General features: G+C 30.1%; 19 protein-coding genes. 16 read left to right on the top strand and 3 right to left on the bottom strand.

What is annotated here, in order from left to right; translation table 11 throughout:
• Window positions 1-12 precede the first annotated feature (12 nt).
• From atpA to IR151_RS15530, 14 genes are all read left to right on the top strand, one after another.
• Window positions 13-1,515: a F0F1 ATP synthase subunit alpha gene (atpA, locus tag IR151_RS15595; protein ID WP_227436234.1), complete on the top strand. Its 1,503-nt coding sequence runs from the start codon at window positions 13-15 to the stop codon at window positions 1,513-1,515.
• A 27-nt stretch (window positions 1,516-1,542) separates the two neighbouring features.
• Window positions 1,543-2,421, top strand: a complete 879-nt coding sequence (atpG, locus tag IR151_RS15590; protein ID WP_227436233.1) for an ATP synthase F1 subunit gamma — start codon at window positions 1,543-1,545, stop codon at window positions 2,419-2,421.
• A gap of 12 nt (window positions 2,422-2,433) precedes the next feature.
• Entirely contained in the window at window positions 2,434-3,828 is a 1,395-nt protein-coding gene (gene atpD / locus IR151_RS15585; protein WP_227436232.1) for a F0F1 ATP synthase subunit beta, read from the top strand.
• A gap of 2 nt (window positions 3,829-3,830) precedes the next feature.
• Window positions 3,831-4,091 (top strand): ATP synthase F1 subunit epsilon, encoded by a 261-nt coding sequence (atpC, locus tag IR151_RS15580; RefSeq protein ID WP_227436229.1) that lies wholly within the window; start codon window positions 3,831-3,833, stop codon window positions 4,089-4,091.
• A gap of 472 nt (window positions 4,092-4,563) precedes the next feature.
• A complete protein-coding gene (gene acpS / locus IR151_RS15575) occupies window positions 4,564-4,944 on the top strand; it encodes a holo-ACP synthase (RefSeq protein ID WP_227436228.1) in 381 nt (126 codons plus the stop codon).
• Window positions 4,945-4,958: 14 nt separating this feature from the next.
• Window positions 4,959-5,420 carry a CBS domain-containing protein gene (locus IR151_RS15570; RefSeq protein ID WP_227436219.1) on the top strand — a complete coding sequence of 154 codons (462 nt, stop codon included), beginning with the start codon at window positions 4,959-4,961 and terminating at the stop codon, window positions 5,418-5,420.
• A 20-nt stretch (window positions 5,421-5,440) separates the two neighbouring features.
• The gene (gerS, locus tag IR151_RS15565; protein WP_227436217.1) at window positions 5,441-6,031 is read left to right on the top strand and encodes a germination lipoprotein GerS; all 591 of its coding nucleotides are present in this window, start codon (window positions 5,441-5,443) and stop codon (window positions 6,029-6,031) included.
• Window positions 6,032-6,045: 14 nt separating this feature from the next.
• Complete coding sequence (alr, locus tag IR151_RS15560; RefSeq protein ID WP_227436215.1) at window positions 6,046-7,203, top strand: alanine racemase; 1,158 nt, start codon at window positions 6,046-6,048, stop codon at window positions 7,201-7,203.
• Between the two features lie 32 nt (window positions 7,204-7,235).
• Window positions 7,236-7,523, top strand: coding sequence for an antitoxin (locus IR151_RS15555; RefSeq protein ID WP_227436214.1), 288 nt, complete (start codon window positions 7,236-7,238; stop codon window positions 7,521-7,523).
• Window positions 7,492-7,875: a type II toxin-antitoxin system PemK/MazF family toxin gene (locus IR151_RS15550; RefSeq protein WP_003421356.1), complete on the top strand. Its 384-nt coding sequence runs from the start codon at window positions 7,492-7,494 to the stop codon at window positions 7,873-7,875. Before IR151_RS15555 ends, IR151_RS15550 begins: the two co-directional genes overlap by 32 nt.
• Window positions 7,876-8,046: 171 nt before the next feature.
• Window positions 8,047-8,874, top strand: a complete 828-nt coding sequence (locus IR151_RS15545; RefSeq protein WP_227436212.1) for a transketolase — start codon at window positions 8,047-8,049, stop codon at window positions 8,872-8,874.
• Window positions 8,867-9,808: a transketolase family protein gene (locus IR151_RS15540; RefSeq protein WP_227436210.1), complete on the top strand. Its 942-nt coding sequence runs from the start codon at window positions 8,867-8,869 to the stop codon at window positions 9,806-9,808. Before IR151_RS15545 ends, IR151_RS15540 begins: the two co-directional genes overlap by 8 nt.
• Before the next feature lie 433 nt (window positions 9,809-10,241).
• Window positions 10,242-11,336, top strand: a complete 1,095-nt coding sequence (locus IR151_RS15535; protein WP_227436206.1) for a hypothetical protein — start codon at window positions 10,242-10,244, stop codon at window positions 11,334-11,336.
• 214 nt (window positions 11,337-11,550) lie between these two features.
• On the top strand, window positions 11,551-11,967 hold the full coding sequence (locus IR151_RS15530; RefSeq protein ID WP_255613098.1) for a hypothetical protein: 417 nt from the start codon (window positions 11,551-11,553) through the stop codon (window positions 11,965-11,967).
• Between the two features lie 179 nt (window positions 11,968-12,146).
• Here the strand turns inward: IR151_RS15530 and IR151_RS15525 are convergent, their stop codons facing one another.
• On the bottom strand, window positions 12,147-12,716 hold the full coding sequence (locus tag IR151_RS15525) for a 5-formyltetrahydrofolate cyclo-ligase (protein ID WP_227436202.1): 570 nt from the start codon (window positions 12,714-12,716) through the stop codon (window positions 12,147-12,149).
• A 154-nt stretch (window positions 12,717-12,870) separates the two neighbouring features.
• On the opposite strand from IR151_RS15525, the gene IR151_RS15520 reads away from it, so the two are divergent.
• On the top strand, window positions 12,871-14,028 hold the full coding sequence (locus tag IR151_RS15520; protein WP_227436200.1) for a S41 family peptidase: 1,158 nt from the start codon (window positions 12,871-12,873) through the stop codon (window positions 14,026-14,028).
• A gap of 237 nt (window positions 14,029-14,265) precedes the next feature.
• Here the strand turns inward: IR151_RS15520 and IR151_RS15515 are convergent, their stop codons facing one another.
• Together IR151_RS15515 and IR151_RS15510 are read right to left on the bottom strand one after the other, a co-directional pair.
• Window positions 14,266-15,138, bottom strand: a complete 873-nt coding sequence (locus IR151_RS15515; RefSeq protein WP_227436198.1) for an aldose 1-epimerase family protein — start codon at window positions 15,136-15,138, stop codon at window positions 14,266-14,268.
• Between the two features lie 393 nt (window positions 15,139-15,531).
• Complete coding sequence (locus tag IR151_RS15510; RefSeq protein WP_227436177.1) at window positions 15,532-15,723, bottom strand: hypothetical protein; 192 nt, start codon at window positions 15,721-15,723, stop codon at window positions 15,532-15,534.
• Between the two features lie 213 nt (window positions 15,724-15,936).
• Here IR151_RS15510 and cobT point away from each other — a divergent pair, with 213 nt between their 5' ends.
• Window positions 15,937-16,983, top strand: coding sequence for a nicotinate-nucleotide--dimethylbenzimidazole phosphoribosyltransferase (cobT, locus tag IR151_RS15505; protein WP_227436176.1), 1,047 nt, complete (start codon window positions 15,937-15,939; stop codon window positions 16,981-16,983).
• The last annotated feature ends 28 nt before the right edge of the window (window positions 16,984-17,011 follow it).

Here is a 17,011-nt window from a genome sequence, read left to right as displayed (position 1 = left end):
GGCGGTGAACCCATGAACTTAAAACCTGAAGAAATAAGTTCTATAATTAAACAGCAAATAAAGAATTATGAGAATAAAGTTGAATTGACAGATACAGGTAGTGTTTTAACCGTTGGGGATGGTATAGCTAGTGTATATGGATTAGAAAAAGCTATGTCTGGTGAGTTACTAGAGTTCCCAGGTGAAGTATATGGTATGGCACTTAACTTAGAAGAAGAAGTAGTTGGAGCTGTTATACTTGGAGATGACAGTGGAATAAAAGAAGGCGATATAGTTAAGAGAACTGGAAGAATAGTTGAAGTTCCAGTTGGAGAAGCCTTAATAGGTAGAGTTGTAAATTCTCTAGGTCAGCCAATAGATGGAAAAGGACCTATAGCTTGTACAAAAACTAGACCAGTTGAATCTGAAGCACCTGGTATAATAGATAGAAGATCTGTTTATGAGCCATTACAAACAGGTATAAAATCAATAGATTCAATGATACCAATTGGTAGAGGTCAGAGAGAGTTAATAATAGGTGACAGACAAACTGGTAAAACATCTATAGTTGTAGACACTATATTAAATCAAAAAGGAAAAGATGTTATCTGTATATATGTAGCAATTGGGCAAAAACGTTCTACTATAGCTCAATTAGTTAGCTCATTAGAAAAAGGTGGAGCTTTAGACTATACAATAGTAGTTTCAGCAACAGCATCTGAATCAGCACCACTTCAATATATAGCACCATACGCTGGAGCAGCTATGGGTGAAGAATTTATGTACAATGGAAAACATGTGCTTATAGTATATGATGATTTAAGTAAACAAGCCGTTGCATATAGAGAAATGTCATTATTACTTAGAAGACCACCAGGACGTGAGGCATATCCTGGAGATGTATTCTACTTACATTCAAGATTACTTGAAAGAGCAGCTAAGTTATCTGATGAATTAGGAGGAGGCTCAATGACTGCCTTACCTATAATAGAAACTCAAGCTGGAGACGTTTCTGCGTATATACCAACAAATGTTATATCTATAACAGACGGTCAAATATACTTACAACCAGAATTATTCTATTCAGGTGTAAGACCAGCAGTTGACCCTGGTATATCAGTATCGAGGGTTGGTGGTTCTGCGCAAATTAAGGCAATGAAAAAAGTTGCAGGTACATTGAAACTTGCATATTCACAATATAGAGAGCTTGCAGCATTCTCACAATTTGGTTCTGACTTAGATGAAGATACTAAAAAGAGACTTGCTCAAGGTGAAAGAATCGTTGAGATATTAAAACAAGGTGAGCATCAACCAATAAAAGTTGAAAATCAAGTTATGATAATATATGCTGTTATAAATAATCACTTGGAAGATATTCCAATAGATAATATAGCTAGATTTGAATCAGAATTGTATGCATTTGTAGATAATAATTATCCAGAAATATCAAGAAAAATATTAGATGGAGAAGACTTCACTCATGATTTAACAGATGCAATAAATGAATTTAAAGAAAAGTTTGTTGTTGAAGTATAATCCTTTTTAAAAAAGGAGGTAAATTAATTGGCAGGAGCTGGAATTAAAGCGATTAAAACACGTATGGGGAGTGTTGAAAGTACAAAACAAATAACTAAAGCAATGGAACTTGTTGCATCTTCTAAGCTTAGAAAAGCAAAAGAAAAAGCTGAAGATTCAAGAGAATACTTTAATACTTTGTACGATACAGTAAAAGATATTGCCCAAACAACACGTGGAGTTAGAAATGAATTTTTAAAAGTAAGAGAAGTAAAAAATAAATGCTATATAGTGGTAGCTGGAGATAGAGGTCTTGCAGGTGGATACAATTCCAATGTATTAAAGGAATCTGTATCTCACATGGAAGGAAAAAAAGAAACAGTTATCACAGTAGGAAAGAAGGCACACGAGTTTTTTTCTAAGAGAAATTACAATATAGCAAAAGATATAAATAGTGTTGAAGCTTGTGGATATGAAGAAGCGATAGAAATTTCACAAACTGTTATTGACCTGTATAAAAAAGGTGAAGTAGATGAAGTTTATATAGCTTATACAAAGTTTAAATCAGCGTTATTACAAGAAGTTGAAGTTTTAAAATTGCTTCCATTGGTGTTTGAAAAAGATACAGATGACCATGGAATTGTAATAAAAGAAGAAAAACAAAATAAATCGAAAGTACAATATATACCATCAGCAGAAGCAGTCTTAAGTTATATTGTGCCTCAGTTTGTATCAGGTACAATATATGGTGGGATTTTAGAATCTTTTGCATCAGAGCAAGGAGCTAGAAGAACTGCGATGGAATCAGCCACAGATAATGCGAATGAAATGCTATCTAATTTAGAGTTAAGTTATAACAGAGCAAGACAGTCAGCTGTAACTCAAGAAATAACAGAGATAGTTGGTGGAGTTGAAGCTCTAAAATAGGGAGGTTAGGAAATGGCAAATGTAGGTGAAATAGTACAGATTGTAGGAGCTGTACTAGATGTTAAGTTTGATAATGAACAAAGCCTACCTAACTTATTAAATGCGTTAGTAATAAAGTTAGGAGATAAAGAAATAGTTGCAGAAGTTGCTCAACATATAGGTGATGATACAGTAAGATGTATCTCTATGAGTGCAACAGATGGACTTGTAAGAGGTATGGAAGTTGTAGATACAGGAGGACCAATAAGTGTTCCTGTTGGAGATGAAACTTTAGGTAGAATATTCAATGTTCTTGGAAAACCAGTTGATGGAAAACCAGCTCCAAAGTCTGCGCCTAAGTTACCTATACATAGACCAGCACCAGCATATGACGAACTAGAAACTACAGCTGAAATACTAGAAACAGGTATTAAGGTAGTTGATTTGCTGGCACCATATCTGAAAGGTGGAAAAATAGGTCTATTTGGAGGAGCAGGAGTAGGAAAAACAGTTTTAATACAAGAACTTATAAACAATATTGCTAAGCAACATGGTGGTATTTCTGTATTCTCAGGAGTAGGAGAAAGAACAAGAGAAGGTAATGACCTTTATGGAGAAATGAGTGAGTCTGGAGTTATAAATAAGACAGCTCTAGTATTTGGTCAGATGAACGAGCCACCTGGAGCAAGAATGAGAGTTGCTTTAACTGGACTTACAATGGCAGAACATTTTAGAGATGAGCAAGGACAAGATGTCTTACTTTTCGTTGATAATATATTCCGTTTCACACAAGCTGGTTCAGAAGTTTCAGCACTTCTAGGACGTATGCCATCAGCTGTTGGTTACCAACCAACATTAGCTACTGAAATGGGTGCACTTCAAGAGAGGATAACGTCAACTAAGAAAGGTTCAATAACATCTGTTCAAGCAGTATATGTACCAGCAGATGACTTAACTGACCCAGCACCAGCTACAACATTCTCTCACTTAGATGCAAAAACAGTTTTATCTAGACAAATATCATCACTTGGTATATATCCAGCGGTTGACCCTCTTGAATCTACATCAAGAATTCTTGACCCTAGTATAGTAGGAAAAGAACATTATGAAGTAGCCAGAGGAGTTCAATCAATACTTCAAAGATATAAAGAACTACAAGATATAATTGCCATACTTGGTATGGATGAATTGTCTGATGAAGATAAGTTAATAGTTGCACGTGCTAGAAAAATACAAAGATTCTTATCTCAATCGTTTACAGTTGCAGAGCAATTTACAGGAAATCCAGGTCAATATGTTCCTGTTAAAGAAACTGTAAGAGGATTCAAAGAGATACTTGAAGGTAAACATGATGACTTACCAGAGTCAGCATTCCTGTTTGTAGGTACAATAGAAGATGCTGTTAAAAAAGCGAAGGGAAGTATGTAGTCATGGCTAGTGAATTTTCATTGAAAGTTGTAACTCCAAATGATACATTTTATGATGGAGAAGTTGAAATGATAGTAGTTAGAACTACAAAGGGAGACAAAGGGGTATTGAAAGGTCATATACCATTTGTTTCAGGCATACCTGTAGGGACTTTGAAGATAAAAAAAGATGGAAATTTTAAAGAAGCAAAAATATCAGAAGGATTTGTTAATGTAGATCAAAATAAAACCGTTATATTGACAGAATCTGCTGAATGGATTTAATAACTTAATATAAAACATGAAAAGTCATTTTTACTAAAAATATTTTTGGTCAAAGTGACTTTTTTATGTTTTGGTGTTAATAAAATAATAACAAATAGAGTGTAAAGTATGCAGAAAATGCACTGACAATAAATTCACAAAATGTTTGAATTTACTGCAAAATTATGTTGTAATTAATAAGATAAAGAAAGTTTAGATAGATTATATAGAAGTGAAAAAATATTCATATAAGGAATCTATATAAAATTTTTATAAAATTTAAAAAATTTGCTTAGTTGTGTAGTATAATAAATAATATAATAGATTTACATAGGTTATTTATTATAAATAATTTTAAAAGTTACAATTTTATTATAATGATTATTAAATTGGGATAAGTAACATAAACTAAACAATAATAGGTATTATCAATAGTAAATTTATAAATTCATTATTAAATGAAAAGAGCTATTATAAATTTTCTGGAGGAAAAATGGATATATTTGATATTGGAGTAGACATAGTTGAAATTGACAGAATAAAAAAAGCTGTAGAAAAAAATAATCGGTTTTTAGAGAAAATGTTTACAGATAAAGAAATTGAATATTTTAATTCTAAAAATTTTAAGGCAGAAAGTATAGCCGGTAATTTTGCGGCTAAGGAAGCTATAAGTAAATCTATGGGTACAGGAATCAGAATGTTTAACTTTAAAGATATAGAGGTTCTCAGAAATGAAATGGGAAAACCAATAGTAAAAACTTATAATAATCTGGCAAAAATGTGCATAGATTATAATGTTTTAGAAATAAAAGTTTCAATATCACATTCAAAAGATTATGCTATAGCAAATGCGATAACTATAATTAAGGACTAAGGAGTGATTACACTATGATGGATAAAACAGCAAAAGAAATAATGACAACAGATGTAATAGTAGCAAAACAAGATGATAGTATAGCAGATGTAGCTAATATGCTAATTGCAGAGAAAATAGGAGGATTGCCAGTTGTAGATTCAGAAAATAAAGTTGTTGGAATAATTTCTGAGACAGACATTCTTAAAAAGGAAAAATATATAGAAGCACCTCTCTATATAAATTTATTACAAGGGCTGATTTTTTTAGATGATTTAAAAAAGGTAGAAAAAGACATAAAGCAAGTAGCAGCGTATAAAGTCGGAGAACTGATGTCTAAAGACATAATAAAAGTTCATGAAGATGATAAGTTCGATGATGTGGCTAATATAATGATTAAAAAATCAATAAACAGAGTTCCTGTAGTAGATGATGACAATAAAATTAAAGGTATAATCTGTAGATATGATATAATAAAAGCTTTATATAATGAATAAACTGAAGTAGGAGGTGTGATGTGAGAAAAAAGTGGACTATAGTATGTATTATGTTCTTGGCACTGGTTATAATTGTAATAGGATGCCAAAAACGACAGTCCACAAAAGAAGAAGTATACAAAGACTTTCAAAAGCAGATTTCTGATATGAATTCTTACAGTTGTAAAGCTGAAGTAGAAGTAGTTGGAAATAAGAGCCCACACAATTATGTTTTAATTCATACTTATAAAAAAACTGATAACTATAAATTAGAAGTAATTTCCCCAAAACACTTAAAGGGAAAAAGTATAGAGTATCAAGGTGATAAAATATTAGTTAAAAATCCAAATATCAGTGATATAGTGGAATTGCCTAATACAGGAAAAAATAATCAATATCTTTTTATAGGAGACTTTATAAAAAATTATCTTCAAAACGAAGAGATGAAAATAAAGTTATCCAAAGGAAATTTGGTTTTAGAGACTTTTATTCCTGGGGATAATAAATATTTTAATAAGCAAGTATTATATGTAAATGCTGACACAAAGAACCCTGAAAAGATGGAAGTGTTAGATAATGAAGGAGTGCCAAGATTTACAGTAAAATACAGAGATTTTGAATACAGAAACTAAGGGGGACTAAAGAAATGCAAAAAATAACAGTGCCTACATGGGCAGAGATAAATCTAGATAACTTAAGATTTAACTTAAAAAATATTAAAAATTTATTAGAAGAAGATATTAAGGTTTGTGGAGTAATAAAAGCTGATGCATATGGACATGGTGCAGTAGAAGTTGCAAAATTATTACAAAAGGAAAAAGTAGATTATTTAGCAGTAGCAAGAACTGCTGAAGGAATTGAACTTAGACAAAATGGTATAACACTTCCTATTTTGAACTTAGGATATACTCCAGATGAAGCTTTTGAAGATTCTATAAAAAATAAAATAACTATGACAGTTTATTCTTTAGAAACAGCACAAAAGATAAACGAAATTGCAAAATCTTTAGGAGAAAAAGCCTGTGTTCACATTAAAATAGACTCAGGAATGACTAGAATAGGTTTCCAACCTAATGAAGAGTCAGTTCAGGATATAGTAAAATTAAATAAATTAGAATATATAAATTTAGAAGGTATGTTTACTCATTTTGCTACAGCTGATGAAGTAAGTAAAGAGTACACTTATAAACAAGCTAATAATTATAAATTTATGTCTGATAAGTTAGATGAAGCTGGTGTAGAAATAGCTATAAAGCATGTATCAAATAGTGCAGCTATTATGGATTGCCCTGATTTAAGATTAAATATGGTAAGAGCAGGAATAATATTATATGGTCATTATCCATCTGATGATGTATTTAAAGAAAGACTAGAACTAAAACCAGCCATGAAATTAAAATCAAAAATCGGACATATAAAACAAGTTGAACCAGGTATAGGAATAAGTTATGGACTAAAATATACAACTACTAGTATGGAAACAATAGCTACAATTCCAATAGGATATGCAGATGGATTTACTAGAATTCAAAAGAATCCAAAAGTTATTATTAAAGGAGAAGTATTTGATGTAGTTGGTAGAATTTGTATGGATCAAATAATGGTTAGAATTGACAAAGATGTAGACATAAAAGTTGGAGATGAGGTTATACTATTTGGAGAAGGTGAAGTTACAGCTGAACGTATAGCCAAAGACTTAGGAACTATAAACTATGAAGTGTTATGCATGATATCAAGAAGAGTTGACCGTGTTTATATGGAAAATAATGAGCTTGTACAAATAAACAGTTATTTGCTAAAATAAAACCATGATATTATAATCTGGGAGGCGATTTTGTGTACGATAAGAGTAAAGAAAAAATAGAAGTTACTTTACCAGACTCTCTGATTTCTGAAGTTGATAGTATTGTTCAGATGGAGAACAGTAACAGAGAAGATTTTGCAAAAGCTGCTTTTCAGTTCTATATAACTCAGAAAAAGAGAATTCATATTAAAGAATCTATGAAAACGGGTTATAGAGAAATGGGTCAAATTAATCTGTCATTAGCTGAACTAGGTATGACAGTTGACGAAGTATCTTCTGATGATAAAAATGAAGGGAAGATTGCCCAAGGTGAGTACTAATTGTGAAATAAAGCGTGGTGATTTATATTACGCTGATTTAAGTCCAGTTGTTGGTTCAGAACAGGGAGGAGTTAGGCCTGTTCTGATAATACAAAATGATGTAGGTAATAAATATAGTCCTACAGTTATAGTATCAGCTATAACATCTCAGATTAATAAAGCCAAATTACCTACTCATGTAGAGATAAGTTCCAATGAATATGGGCTTAATAAAGACTCAGTGATTCTTTTAGAACAAATCAGAACTATTGATAAAAAGAGGCTGAGGGAAAAAATTGGTTGTCTAGATGAAAATATGATGATAAAAGTAGATGATGGACTTCAAATAAGTTTAGGATTGTTTACTTTTTAAAGAGGGATTTGTCTTTTGTTAGACAATCCCTTTTTTCTTTAAAAATATTTCATAGAGTTTAATTTTAGTGCCTAAGCTAATAAAATCAAAAATAACGAAAAAAAATAGCATAAAAGTGATATAATAATATGGAATTGATATAAAAATTACAAACTCAAGGGAGGTAATTACATGAGAGACCATAAAGGATTAAATGAGATTGCGCGTATCATAAGAAGAGATATAGTTTCTATGATACATAGAGCCAAATCTGGACATCCAGGAGGGTCATTATCAGTAGTTGAAATACTTACTGCGTTATACTTTGATGAAATGAATGTGGATTCTTCAAATCCTAAAATGGAGGATAGAGATAGATTTGTATTATCAAAAGGACATGCTGCACCAGCATTATATGCAACATTGGCTGAAAAAGGTTATTTTGATAAGGAAGAATTAAATGGGCTGAGGAAAATAGGAAGAATGTTACAAGGGCATCCAGATATGAAAGGAACACCTGGTGTGGAGATATCTACAGGTTCCTTAGGTCAAGGTTTCTCGGCTGCATGTGGGATGGCTATGGCATCAAAATTAGATAATGCACCATGGAATGTGTACACTTTACTTGGTGATGGAGAAGTTCAAGAAGGTATTGTTTGGGAAGCTGCTATGAGTGCAGCACATTATAAACTTGATAATTTAATTGCTTTTTTAGACAATAATGGACTTCAGATAGATGGAAACATAGAAAGTGTAATGAACTTAGGTTCAATAGTTGATAAATTTAAGGCTTTTGGATGGAATGTAATTGAAATAGATGGTCATGATTTTGACCAAATATTTGCTGCTCTTGATATAGCTAAATCAACAGTTAAAAAGCCTACAATGATAGTTGCAAAGACTATAAAAGGTAAAGGAATATCTTTTATGGAAAATCAAGCAGGATGGCATGGGACAGCTCCAAATGATGCAGAACTAGAACAAGCCTTACTTGAATTAGGAGGTGCTGACAATGAATAAAATGGCAACAAGAGAAGCATATGGTAAAGCCTTGGTAAAATTAGGACAAATAAATGACAATGTTGTAGTATTAGATGCAGATTTATCAAAGTCTACAAAGACACATGATTTTTATGAAGCATTTCCAGATAGATTTTTTAATATGGGTATAGCCGAACAAAATCTAGTAGGTGCTGCTTGTGGGTTATCAACTGCTGGAAAAATACCTTTTGCTAGTACTTTTGCTATGTTTGCTACAGGAAGAGCATTTGAGATTATAAGAAATTCAGTTTGTTATCCAAAATTAAATGTAAAAATTTGTGCTACTCATGCAGGACTTACTGTTGGAGAAGATGGAGCATCTCATGAAAGTGTAGAGGATATTGCAATAATGAGAGCTATACCAAATATGACAGTTCTTGTTCCAGCTGATGGAGTAGAGACAGAGAAGATGATTTTTGAAATAGCTAAATACAATGGACCTGTTTATGTTAGACTAGGAAGAAGTTCAGTTCCAGTTTTATTTGATGAGGATTATCACTTTGAAATAGGAAAAGGTGTAGTACTAAGAGATGGCAATGATGTCACGATTATAGCTTGTGGGATTATGGTGAATGATGCTATATTAGCACAAGAAAAATTGCAAGAAGAAGGTATTAGTGCTAGAGTCATAAATATGTCAACAATAAAACCTATAGATAAGGATTTAATATTAAAATCAGCAAAAGAAACTAATGCCATTGTAACTGTAGAAGAACATAGTATAATTGGAGGATTAGGTTCTGCTGTAAGTGAGACAGTTGGAGAATCTTATCCAACTATTGTAAAAAAAGTTGGGATTAAGGATTCTTTTGGAGAATCTGGTGCTCCAAACGAATTGTTAAAAAAATATGAATTAACTTGTGATGACATAGTAAAAGCTGTAAAAGAAGCTATTCTTGCAAAAAGAATGTAAGAAATATAAATTATGCATGTTTGTTAACAATATAATATGTGTAAAAGAGAGATATAAAGCATTATATGAATTTGTATCTCTCTTTTTTATACACTATATCAATTTATCAAAAACCTAACCAAATATTCAAATTTTTACAAAAATAGAGAAAATATTCAAATATATATTGACTATTCAGAAAAATATGACTAATATATAGTTTATAGGGAAATTAGTTTTATACATATAATAACTACTTAGATAAAAAGAATTTAAAGAATTGTATGAAGGGAGGTATACTGTATAAAAAATATGCTATAAGTTTTAAGTTATTATACAAAATACAAAAAGTTTTAAAACAGTTATCATGGATTTTATGTTAAAGGAAATTGTAAGTAGTTTATCGAAGTAATTAAGCAGATGAAAAAATTTCACGTGGGGAGGTAACTGAGATATGTCAGAAAAAGTAAATGTTAAAACGGTCATCAGTTTCGCAGGAGCTTATGTAGCAACAGTAATCGGTTCTGGATTTGCAACAGGACAAGAAATAATGCAATTCTTCACTTTTTATGGGTTTGCAGGTATTATTGGTGGGATAATTTCAATGGTATTATTCTCATGGATGGGTGCTTCAGTAATGTCAAAAGGTAAAGAACTTCAACTTAAGGAACCTATCAAAATTTATCGTGTTTATTGTGGTAAGTATTTAGGAATATTCTTTGAGTGGTTTGGACCTTTATTCTTATTTGGTGTTTTCGTAGTAATGATTTCAGGAGCAGGAGCAACTTTAACTGAATACTATGGATTAAATCCATTTGTAGGTAGAATAGGTATGGCAGTAGTAGCATTATTAACTGTTTCATTAGGTCTTGATAAATTATCAAAGATACTAGGTGGAATAGGACCTATAATAATAATCTTTACACTTTTAGTTGGAGCTATAAGTTTGAGCAGTAATATAGGTAACTTATCTCAAGCAGGAGAGATTCTTAGTACTGTAGAGGTAACTAAGCCAGTTCCAAACGCATACCTATCTGGTGTAATATATACTACTTATAATACAATCGTTGTCATGGCGTTCTTAACAGGATTAGGAGCAAGTGCTGCTAATAAAAAAGAAGCTGTTTGTGGTGGTATACTAGGTGGTGTAGCACTTATGGCAGCAGCTATAATGATGAACTTAGCAATGCTTTCTGATATAGGGAACTTATATTCAAAAGCAATACCTTCATTATTCTTAGCTGATAAGATTTCACCAATAGTTGGAGTTTTATTCTCAGTAGTTCTTATATTAGGAATATATACAACAGCTGTACCTTTATTATGGTCAGTAACTAATAGATTTGTAGATGATAATCATCCTAAATTCAAATTAATAACATTAATAACAGCTATATTAGGTCTTATAGGTGGATTCTTACCATTTGATAAGCTGGTTGGTATCTTATATCCATATACCGGATATATGGGCGTCATAATACTGGTTTGTGTTCTTTATAGACAGATTACAAAAACATCTGGCTATCAAGAAGGAGTTAATGGTAAATAAGTAATTTGGAATTGTAAAATAAAGAGTTATATAAAAACAATTTAATTGTTTTTATATAACTCTTTTTTATTTTATAATTTATTTGTCATAAAATCCCTTTTTTAATTGTTTTATACTTGAAGACAATTGTTAATAAACATTTTATTATTGATGATTTAAAGTCTAAGACAAAATTATAAATCATATATTTAAATAGATGGGAGGAGTGATAAAATTGAATGTAAAGTTTAATATTAAAGGTATAATTTATGGAGTTATAGCTCTTATATTTGTAATAGGAGGATTTATATTCATACCAAGTATGTTTATAGAAAAAACTAAACCAATAGATTATACAGTATTGCAAAGGAATTCAATACCAGAAAAGATACTTGACGTTATGGACAAATACACGAATGAAGAAAGGGCATTAGCAGCTAAAATTGATAATAAAATATACATCATAGTAACTAGGGGAAATAATAAATATGGTATTGAGATGGATAACATAGAAAGTGTAAGTGAAGAAGGAAAAGAAGTTTTGAGAGTTAAGATAAAGTATAAGGATAAGGAGGATTCTCTTCCATACATAGTGGTTGAAACAAATATGAGTGAACTTCCAGATAGAATAGAATTAAATTCTACTAAATAAAAATATATTTGTAATTAGATAACTATTTATTTGTATAGTAAAATAAAGTCATGGTTTTTATTAATGTAAATAAATCATTTCGAGGCTTTATTGATGTAAAAGCCATGACTTAAAATATTCATTGAATGAGATAAAAATTAAATATTAAACAGAGTGTTATATTAATAGTATTGAGAGTCTTAATTATTTGGTGTAAGAATTCTAGTTTCAGTAACTATATAGTTTAATTGAGCATCATGAGTTTCTTTTGGAATAGAATCGAATACCTGAAAGTCAAATGCTATTCCTATAGTTATTGCGTCTTTTCTTAAGTTCTCTAAAAATCTATCATAAAATCCTCCGCCATATCCCAATCTATAGCAATGTATGTCATATGCAACAGCTGGAACAATTACAACATCTAAAGCTTTAATATCAATTTTAGGCGATTTTTCGTTAGGTTCTCTTATTCCATATGCACCAATTTTTAGTCCGTTATCTAAATCTGTTATTTGAGTAGGAATTAATGTATGATTTTCTTTTATTGTAATAGGACTTGAGACTATTTTCTTTAGAGATAAAAGTTTTTTGATTAAATTATCTGTGTTAACTTCGTTATTAAAATCTAGATAAAGCATTATGTTAGTTGCGTTTCTTATATCCTCCATTTGAAGTAATTTTTCTGTTATCAAATTTGAATTATTTAGTATAAAATCAGCACCTTTATTTTTTCTATGCTCAATAACTTTTTTCCTAAATTCTTTTTTCATAAAATATTCCTCCCTTAATATGTTATAATGTGAACAGAATTTATATTCTAATATAAATTTTAGTATAGTTTATTGTAATAAGGCAATATATTTGGGTAAATGTAATAAAAATAACAGCTAGTCATATAATATATAATAGTTTATGTAAAAGGAGATGTATCTTGTGATTTCAAAAAAGAAAGCTATTTTTTTAGGGGTGATTTTAGTAATTATAACAGCTATGGCCACATCGGCATTTCAGCTTACATTAGGGAACAAAGTTGTAATATCAAAAGAACTCTATGAAGGCTATAAAAAATATGATAAGTTGTTAGGATTAGAATCTATTATAAAACAAGATTTTTATAAAAAAGTCTCTGATAAAGATTTAGTGGATGGAGCATCAAAGGGGTTATTTCTAGGAACAAATGATAAATATTCTGGTTATTACACTAAAGATGAAATGAAAAAGCTAATAGAAGATAGTGAGGGCTCTTATGTTGGTGTAGGGATGTATATAGGAGCATCAAAAGATGGAGGTCTAGTAGTAGTTCCTATGAAAGATTCTCCAGCAGAAAAAGCAGGAGTAAAAGCAGGAGATAAATTAATAAAAGTCAATGGAAAATCTGTATCATATAAAAATTCGGATGAAGCTGTAAGTATGATGAAAGGTAAAAAAGGCAAAAAAGTAAAGCTAGTAGTATTGAGAGAAGATAAACAACTAAGCTTTGAGCTGAAAACAGAACAGATAGTTGAGAAAAGTATAGAAAGTAAAGTAATTGATAATGATTTAGGATATATAGAAATTACCCAGTTTATATCAAGTACATATACTGATTTTGACAAAGCTTTAAAAGGGTTGAAAGAAAAGAATATTAAGGGATTAGTAATAGACCTTAGAAACAATCCTGGAGGAATGTTGGATATATGTAAAGAAGTTGCTGATGAATTAATTGGTGAAGGAACTATAGTATATACTAAAGACAATAAAGGTAATACAGAATACTTAAAATCTGATAAAGAAAAATTGGGACTTCCAATAGTAGTTTTAACTAATGGAGAAAGCGCCTCTGCTGCTGAGATATTAACAGCTGCAATTGTTGATAATAAAGAAGGTATTTCTGTAGGTACTACGACTTATGGTAAAGGGCTGGTACAGTCAGTTGTAAGATTGAAAGATGGAACAGGATACAAGCTAACTACTGCTCAATACTTTACACCTAATGGAGATTATATCAATGAAAAAGGGATAAAACCTACAATTGAAGAAAAAGATGAGAAAAAGCAACTGGATGTAGCAACTGAATGGCTTAGAGAGCAGGTTAATAAATAGAATTTAAAGTTTGTAGATATAAAAATATTACTGGAAATTTAGCATTCCAGTAATATTTTTTTGATTTAAGAAATATTAATATTAATAACACTATTTTCTAATACTATACCTACTCTCATTTCAGTAATATAGAAACTTATTTGTTTTATACTGATTATAAGAATATTTAAGGTATTTTCTATTTTGAATTACATTAATATTTTGTAAAAACACATACATGTAAATTAAATTTTTTATCTAATGTATGTCTATACTATAAGAAGTTGTAAAAATTTTTCCTTTACCTAATTTGTTTATAAATTTCTTATCTTTATAAATTTTATTAGAATGTATACTATCAGCGAGACCATACCATGGTTCTATACATAAAAATGGAGCAGTAGAATTAGTTTCGCTATAATAAGGAGTCCAAATACCAACTAGAGGGAAATCTAACATAGATAGAGTTATATATTTGCTACCATCATTATTACATATAGATACTTCATCTATATTGGTGTATATCAAGGCATCATTCTTGAACAATTCTGGATTTAACTGTAAGTTTTTTAAATCACCAATAAATGTTATATCATCAGTAAAAGAACCATTTAAATTGATTTTTTCTACATCATTTCTTCTTTTAAATTCAAGGTGATATTTAGAAAAACCATTTTGTTCAAAAAAAGGAATATTAAATGCAGGATGTCCACCTATAGAAAAGAATATATCTTTAGAGTCAGTATTTTTTACAATCCATTCTATATTTATGCTATTGTCATTTAATGTATAATTTATAAGCAGTTCAAAAGAGTAGGGATATTTTTTTAGAGTAGATTCGTTGGATTTTAAACTATAAGATATGAATGTATCACTTTTATTTGTAATTTCAAAATCCATATCTCTAGCAAATCCATGTTGAGTCATATTGTATAAATTTTCTTCTATTATGGTTTCATTATCAAGCAGTTTACCAACTATAGGGAATAATATAGGTGATTGTCTACCCCAATGCTTTTTATTACCATCCCAAAGAATATTTCTGTTATGTTTTTTAGAAAATATCCTAGTAAGCTCAGCACCAGAGCTACTTGATTCAATAATTAAGTTTTCATTTTGTAATATATTCATTTAAAATCTCCTTTATTATACTTTGTTAGTATATTATACTATAAAGTATAATGAGTTTTAAATTGTATTTGATATTATATTTGAAAGGTAGATTTTAGTGTATTTTGAAAATTTTGTTTTGAAAATTTGGGATTATTTAAGAAATTTTGTATTATAAATAGAAGGAAATAGATAAATTGTATAGAATTAAATATATTAAGATAAGTTAATAATGTTAAATGGGAAGTGAGTTTATGGAAAAACCAAATACAAAAGTTGTTAACTTTCAAGAGTATAAAGACAGAAAAAAACAAAGAGAAGTAAACCGAGACGAACTTTTAAAGCTTATTAAAAAAATTGTGACTTCAAAATAGGGAGTTGTTAAACTCCCTATTTTAATGGGTTCCCAAAGAATTAAGACATTCTAAGTCCATCTATATAATCTTTAAATTGTGAAAAATCTGATTCACTACTTAACTCTACAGTTTCTGTACCTTCCGTATAAAAATTCTTAAGATAGATAGTATAATTATTATCAACACAATTATGATAAATACATCTATATCCATCTTCATATAAATTTTTTAATTTAGAAAAATCATCCACAATATCAACTCCTTAAAGTTCTTTTAATTATATTTTTACAAAAAGTATGTGATTGTATGCAAATTAGAAATGTAAAATAAAGGAAATTAAGATAAAATGTAGAATAATCTCTATATGTATGTAAAAATAAAAAGAAAAAGTTGAAATTTTTAGAAAATAAGAGTATCTTTTATCTAAAAAGATAATTAAAAAATAATATTGGGAGGATAGAAAATGAGTTTATTAGAAAGTATATCAAGGAATATATATTCTCTAGATAAGTCTTCTATTGAAAAAGCAAAACAGAGGTTGGACAGGCTTATACATCCAACTGGAAGTTTAGGAAAGATAGAAGATATTTGCATGCAATTAGCAGGGATATTTGGTAATGAAAATTTTGATACAACTAAAAAAGTTATAATTGCTTTTGCTGGAGACCATGGAGTATATGAAGAAGGAGTTGCACCTGACCCTCAAGACATAACAAAGTTACAATTTCCAAATTTCTCAAAAGGGCTATGTGGAGTTGGGGTAATAAGTAAATTTGTAGGAGCAGATGTTGTAGCTGTAGATGTAGGAATAAATTGTGATGAAAAATTAGATGGAGTATTAGATTATAAGATAAGAAAAGGTACTTCAAATATGGCAAAGGGACCAGCCATGAGTAAACAAGAGGCTATAAGATGCTTAGAAATAGGAATTGAAATAGCAGAGCAATGTATAGAAAGAGATTATAAAGTAATTGGTATTGGAGAGATGGGAATAGCAAATACTACTCCAAGTACTGCAATAATATCTGTAATCTCAGGATGTGACCCATCAGAAGTGACAGGAATAGGTGCAGGTCTTAAAAAAGAAAGATTAAAACATAAAGCTGATGTAATTAGAAAAGCTATTGAAATTAACAATCCAAATCCAACTGATGGTGTAGATATTTTATCTAAAGTAGGTGGATTTGAAATAGGTTCAATGGCAGGTGTTATATTAGGATGTAGTGCTAATAGAATCCCAGTTGTTATAGATGGGTTTATTTCTTATGCTGCTGCTTTAATTGCTTATAAAATAAATCCAAAAACTAGAGAATATATGATAGCATCACATTTATCAGCAGAATCAGGAACTAAAAGAGCATTAGATATATTGAAATTAGACCCTATACTAAATATGGATATGAGATTAGGTGAAGGAAGTGGAGCTGCTTTGGCATTCAATATAGTGGAAGCTTCAAATTATACTTACAAAAATATGGCGACTTTTGATGAGATAGATATGGGTCGATAAAAAATTTAATATATTTAGGAGTGTTTTG

This window comes from Clostridioides sp. ES-S-0006-03, from assembly GCF_020662275.1.
Taxonomy (GTDB): Bacteria; Bacillota; Clostridia; order Peptostreptococcales; family Peptostreptococcaceae; genus Clostridioides.
Note: the sequence above shows the minus strand (reverse complement) of the source record. Positions and strands in the feature narration are given on the sequence as shown.